The 2089-nt window shown below is 42.7% G+C and carries 3 protein-coding genes; 2 read left to right on the top strand and 1 reads right to left on the bottom strand.

Annotation, left to right across the window (positions count from 1 at the left end; all coding sequences use genetic code 11):
• The coding region (locus VFM80_RS10260) for a transposase (protein ID WP_395071736.1) at window positions 1–137 on the bottom strand (137 nt) is incomplete at its 3' end.
• Window positions 138–183: 46 nt separating this feature from the next.
• Here VFM80_RS10260 and VFM80_RS10255 point away from each other — a divergent pair.
• Together VFM80_RS10255 and VFM80_RS10250 are read left to right on the top strand one after the other, a co-directional pair.
• Window positions 184–1164, top strand: a complete 981-nt coding sequence (locus VFM80_RS10255) for an integrase core domain-containing protein (protein ID WP_395071735.1) — start codon at window positions 184–186, stop codon at window positions 1162–1164.
• Between the two features lie 40 nt (window positions 1165–1204).
• Window positions 1205–2089 (top strand): PAS domain-containing protein (locus VFM80_RS10250; RefSeq protein WP_395071734.1); only part of this gene is annotated, 885 nt, incomplete at its 3' end.

The following is a 2089-nucleotide window of genomic DNA, read 5'->3' as shown; positions in this document are numbered from 1 at the left end:
TTTCTCCGGCTTTCTTTTGGATTTGATTGAAGGTCATTCAATATTGAATAAGCAGTAAATTTTTTAAAATCCCTGAGGATGTCTGATAAATTAAAACCTTCTTTCGCACTAACCATTAAATGAATATGGTTTGTCATCAGGTGTAGATGTTAGATAATTCGAGGACAAAAATTATTTTTGTCTATGCGAATAAACACACAAGATCAGACCCTGGTACGTAACTACCTTCAGAAATATCAATTTCTGATTGAAGAGTACGAGTTAGTAAAAGCCAAAAAGCATCCTCACTATCGTTTTGCCAAAGATTTTTATCAGGCTCACGATATTGACCGCCGTAACTTTCTTAAGTACTACAACCGCTTTAAAGCTTCAGGAGATCTCGCCTCGGTACTGCCGGGCAAAAGAGGGCCTAAATGGAAGACCCGGCGTACGCTCCCCTTTATTGAGCAAAAAGTGGTCCGACTACGAGAGAAAGGAAACAACCGATACGAAATATTCAGTATTTTAACCCCACTGTTGAAGCACCATACACCGGCCCCCTCGACCATCTATGCGATTTGTCGGCGCCACCGCATTAACCGGCTCAGTCAACCTATGAAGCAATCCAAACAACGTATTATTAAAACCAAGGCAGGCCAGATTGGACACATTGACACGCATTATCTGGCCAAAGGGGTCATCAGCGGGGACACCCACAGATATTACTTGTTGGGGCTTTTAGATAGCTGCACGCGTCTGGCATGGGTCGAAATTCTGCCGGACATAAAATCCCTGACGGTTATGTTTGCTACACTTAAAGCCATGAATATGCTGGCCGGGGAATACCAGGTGAAGTTTGCCGAACTGCTCAGTGATAATGGTCCGGAGTTTGGTCCTAAAGAGTCTCAAAGCAAGCCTAACCATCCGTTTGAACGGCTGTTGATCGAAATGAAGATCAAACATCGTTACATTCGTCCCTACCGGCCACAAACCAATGGAAAGATAGAGCGGTTCTGGAAGACGATCGAGGAAGACCTGTTGCAAGGTACCTATTTTGAAACGTATGAACACCTGCAAAAAGAATTGACTGAGTATTTATATTACTACAACCATGAGAGGCCACACCAAGGAATTGGAGGAACCTCTCCCGCTTATTTTAATCAAAACTGTCCTCGAATTACCTGACATCTACAATTGCGATGGATTTATTGGCATACAAAAAGATGTGACCGACCAAATTGAATATCAGCAAGAACTTCGCAAAAGTATTGAGCGCTACGAAATTGTATCAAAAGCCACAAGAGACACCATCTGGGATTGGAATCTTGAAACCGATACGATCGAGTATAGCCAGAATTTTTATAACATGTTCGGCTATGAACAGCAACAAGTTAATGAGATCGAAGGCTGGTGGCGTGATAAAATTCACCCGGACGATCGGGCCGAGGTATTAGATACAATTGGGAAAGCACAACGCGCTTCATCTGAGCGATTTCAAATAGAATACCGGTTTCAAGCCGCAGATGGAACGTATAAATACATCTATGACCGTGCTTTCATGGTTGAAGATCAGGAAGGAAAGCCTACAAGGGTAATTGGCGCCATGCGTGATGTAACGGATCAAAAAGAAGCGCAACATAAAATGAAGGAAGCCTTCCAGGAACGGGAAAGAATACTGGATCGGATAAATGAGGCTTTTTTCGCTATCGACCAGAATTGGAATGTAACCTATTGGAACAAGCACGCTGAAGAAGTGATGGGCGTAACACGAGATGATATACTTGGAAAAAATCTTTGGGAAAAATTCCCAGTGGCAAAAAAAGGTAAGTTTTTCAAGGAATACAAGCGAGCCCTAAAAGAGCAGGTGCCAGTTCAATTTGAAGAATATTATTCTCCCATAGAAGAATGGTTTGAAGTGAATGCTTACCCTTCAGAAGAAGGTCTTAGTGTATTTTTTCGGGGAATCACCGAAAGAAAAGAGGCGGAACAAGAATTACGAGAGCTATATCAAAAAAACCGGTTGGTACTGGAGTCCACCGATGAGGGTCTCTATGGTATTGATACTGAGGGTCGCTGTACCTTTATCAATAGAGCCGCAGCCAATATGCTT

Source organism: Gracilimonas sp., from assembly GCF_035704785.1.
Taxonomy (GTDB): Bacteria; Bacteroidota; Rhodothermia; order Balneolales; family Balneolaceae; genus Gracilimonas.
Note: the sequence above shows the minus strand (reverse complement) of the source record. Positions and strands in the feature narration are given on the sequence as shown.

What these genes read in the sequence shown, in the direction of transcription:
- VFM80_RS10255 (WP_395071735.1), top strand. Translation starts at nt 184, where the DNA reads ATGCGAATAAACACACAAGATCAGACCCTGGTACGTAACTACCTTCAG.